Source organism: Neobacillus drentensis NBRC 102427 (assembly GCF_001591445.1).
Lineage (GTDB): Bacteria > Bacillota > Bacilli > Bacillales > Cytobacillaceae > Neobacillus > Neobacillus drentensis.
The window spans coordinates 1-3,021 of record NZ_BCUX01000115.1 but is presented as its reverse complement, the minus strand read 5'-3'; the positions used below and the strand labels follow the sequence as shown (position 1 = coordinate 3,021).

4 protein-coding genes and 2 riboswitches are annotated in these 3,021 nt (G+C 32.8%); of the genes, 2 read left to right on the top strand and 2 right to left on the bottom strand.

From position 1 onward, the window contains the following. Positions 1-147: 147 nt before the first annotated feature. Complete coding sequence (locus BDR01S_RS24335) at positions 148-390, bottom strand: helix-turn-helix domain-containing protein (protein WP_066248414.1); 243 nt, start codon at positions 388-390, stop codon at positions 148-150. Positions 391-568: 178 nt separating this feature from the next. Then, positions 569-654: riboswitch (cyclic di-GMP riboswitch) on the top strand. 360 nt (positions 655-1,014) lie between these two features. Beyond that, positions 1,015-1,101, top strand: a riboswitch (cyclic di-GMP riboswitch). A 48-nt stretch (positions 1,102-1,149) separates the two neighbouring features. On the opposite strand from BDR01S_RS24335, the gene BDR01S_RS26420 reads away from it, so the two are divergent. Beyond that, the gene (locus BDR01S_RS26420; protein WP_235846653.1) at positions 1,150-1,275 is read left to right on the top strand and encodes a DUF3789 domain-containing protein; all 126 of its coding nucleotides are present in this window, start codon (positions 1,150-1,152) and stop codon (positions 1,273-1,275) included. Positions 1,276-1,382: 107 nt separating this feature from the next. Here the strand turns inward: BDR01S_RS26420 and BDR01S_RS25580 are convergent, their stop codons facing one another. Next, positions 1,383-1,547: a hypothetical protein gene (locus tag BDR01S_RS25580; RefSeq protein ID WP_157406258.1), complete on the bottom strand. Its 165-nt coding sequence runs from the start codon at positions 1,545-1,547 to the stop codon at positions 1,383-1,385. Between the two features lie 190 nt (positions 1,548-1,737). Between BDR01S_RS25580 and BDR01S_RS24330 the strand changes: the two genes are divergently transcribed. After that, entirely contained in the window at positions 1,738-2,799 is a 1,062-nt protein-coding gene (locus BDR01S_RS24330; protein ID WP_066248412.1) for a hypothetical protein, read from the top strand. The last annotated feature ends 222 nt before the right edge of the window (positions 2,800-3,021 follow it).

The window sequence follows — 3,021 nt, the reverse complement described above, 5'->3', positions numbered from 1 at the left end:
CCGAGTTGAAAATAAAGTGGAATATATACTTCCTGGATTTGTTGCCAGCGTTTGGCTACGATTTTGTGAATATTTGAGGCAGATCCTTTAAAATCATATTCATCTTGTAATCTCTTAAAATTTTGATAGCGGTATGCTTTTGCTTTTCTAACTCTTTAGGTCATCTTCTAACCATTGATCAATGATTGGAATGACTCGTTTTGTTTCTGGAGAAAATTCCTTTGTTCCATACACGTATTTTCGTAAAAGTGTTGTTGGTGCTGTATTATTTTTCAGGTATTTACTCACGATGTTACGAGAAATTCCAAGTTTTGTCGCAATTGGCCTTTGCGATAAACCTTCAACCTCTGTTAAAAATTTGATATTATGAAATTGAGCCATTTCGATCATCCTTTTCGTTCCTCTCAAATGAAGTAAGTTTGGTCACTTCCTATCATAAGAGAGGTTAATAGAATTGGGAATCATGTGGCTCATTTTTTATGTGATCAAAACGTTTAAAAGTGGCTCAAATCTAGATTATCAAAAACACTAGGAACTATTGGTATACTATCAATATAAACACATAGTTCGTACGAAAGGGCAAACCCATTGAAAAATGGAGGCGCAAAACTAAAGGGGCAAAGGTTCTTACAACTATGCCAGCCAGTTACCGAATATGATCACCTTACTACGGATTATGAATATACTCTGGGAGGTTACACTATGGTTATCTTTATTGCAGGTCTATTTGTTGGATCGTTCTCAATGCTTACAGTTATGAGTCTTATGGTTGCAGCTTAGCGGGGAGACCAACTCCTTGAATCACAACAATAAATTGAAGGCGTTTACCTAGCAACCTCGACTCTGGGGTTGTTTTTTATTTTTCAAAACAATACAAACAAAGTACTGAATTTTCTTATTAGTGGTTGCCTATATATAGCTATCAATAGTTCCGAAGTCTAGTATTTTGTTTTTAAAGGGTTATTCGAACTATCTATATTAAGTAATTTATGGTATAAAATAGATACATAGTTCGTACGAAAAGGGCAAATCCATTGAAAGATGGTGGCGCAAAGCTATAGGGGCTAAGGTTTTTATAAACTAAGCTAGCCAGATACCGAATATGACCACCTTCCGACGAATTATGAAATATAAAATAGGAGGGTACCTATGTTAATTTTTATCACAGGTTTATTTGTTGGTTCTTTCGCAATGCTGGTTACTATGAGCCTTATGATTGCTGCAAAAAATGGAGACCAACAGATTCAAGCATTTTATAAAGAAAAAGTTTACTAACACAATACACAAACATCCTTTCTTCTTGAAAGGGTGTTTTTATTTCAGTAAAACCCGAGTTATCTTAGCAATTCCGACATGGTTGAATTGGTCTATGTATTATCCGATTATGCAGCCATCAATTCACGTAAATCTTGGACGACTAGTTTTACACTTTCATCTTTATTTTGATTAAATCCTCTTCCTAGTAAATCATAGTGGTGATGATAGGAATTATTTGCGAAGCTTTTGTATCCTTCAGGAACTGTAAAAGTTTCTACAGTAATAGTCAAACTATTGTCTATGTATATTTTAGAATTCGGGGGTCAGATCCCCACTCTAAGAGGGACTGGCTAATATATATAGGGGCTATCCCCTTGATAGTGACTAATGATATAGAAAGCGGTAGAATTTATCTATTATTTTTCAATAATGATAAATCTAAAGTAAAGGAAAATGCTACAAGGAAAGGTGAAATATACATTGGAAGATAGACAGAAAAAATATCCAGTAAATGCTTTTAAACTATGTTCTATTATTTTTCTACTCCCTTTTATTTTTTTAAGCGGACTTGATTTTAAATTCAATAAATTATCAAAACCTCTCGGGATTAACTTTTCTGAATGGATATTAGGTTTTCTGATTACAATTATTGTGGCATATGTTTTACATTACATAGTTTATGATATTTCCTTAAGGCGTGTAGAAAGAAAAAATAAGATAAATCCTTTCTTAAGATGTTGGAGAACCTGCACTAAAGAAATTAGGGGAGTCAAAATAATTCTATTCTTTATATCACCAGACTATGTCTTTGCAAGGATCTTTAAAGATATACTAAATAAATATTATTTTGAAGAAAGATGTAACAAAAGAAGAGGTCTTACTAAATTTCACACGTATAACGGGAGAAAAATTGATTGTAGGTATTTTAAGAACGACCGTGAATATGAGTGTGAAATACATATGCGGAAGCGGCGGAGAAAATTATTTGTACTATGTAGTAACTGGGCAAATATTATTCTAGTAAGCTTTGTTTCAATTTTTATAATCCTGTTTGTTTCACAAGGAATTTTAGGGAATCCATTGAAGGAGATTATGTTTACTTTTGTAGTTTTACATACCTTCTCAAGAGTTTTTGAGATTTGTTATGCTTTTTATAATGATGTGGTTAGTCCTAGAATGACCCATGACTTAGAAATTGGTGAAAGATTATCAACTTTAAAAAAAGGCAATAGAATTTCATTAGCCGTACATAGCTATGTTGAAGTGACTTTATTATTTGCTATTATTTATTTTTTAGACACTAATATAATAGACAGTGCTAATAGTAATAATTTTTTTGAATGTTTAATGTATAGCGGTTCTGTATCGGCCTTTAACTTTTCATTTAATCTTGAATTTATAGGATTTGAGAAGCTAATACATATCATTCAAGTTTTTACGAATATAACCCTTGTTGTTCTTTCTATTGCAAATTATTTGGGATTAAACGACTCGATGAGTGAATATGAAAAGGCTGATTGGGAAAAAAAAGAGTACATTTAGGAGATTTTTTGGAAGAGACTCAAAAAAGCAAGCAGGAGGTAATAAGGTAAGAAATTACTGTAACACCTTGCCAAAAAATCCAGGTGCCTGTTATGCCCCGGATTTTGTCGAAGATTGATAGGTTTTTAGAGTGATGGAAAGTGATAGAATATAGTTGCAGTTGAATATTGTTGGGGTGGTTGGTTGTCTCTTCTTTCCGTTATTAGCAATCTTGGGGTCAGA

Coding starts and splice junctions, on each gene's coding strand:
- BDR01S_RS24335 (WP_066248414.1), bottom strand. CDS start 390: ATGATCGAAATGGCTCAATTTCATAATATCAAATTTTTAACAGAGGTT.
- BDR01S_RS26420 (WP_235846653.1), top strand. CDS start 1,150: ATGTTAATTTTTATCACAGGTTTATTTGTTGGTTCTTTCGCAATGCTG.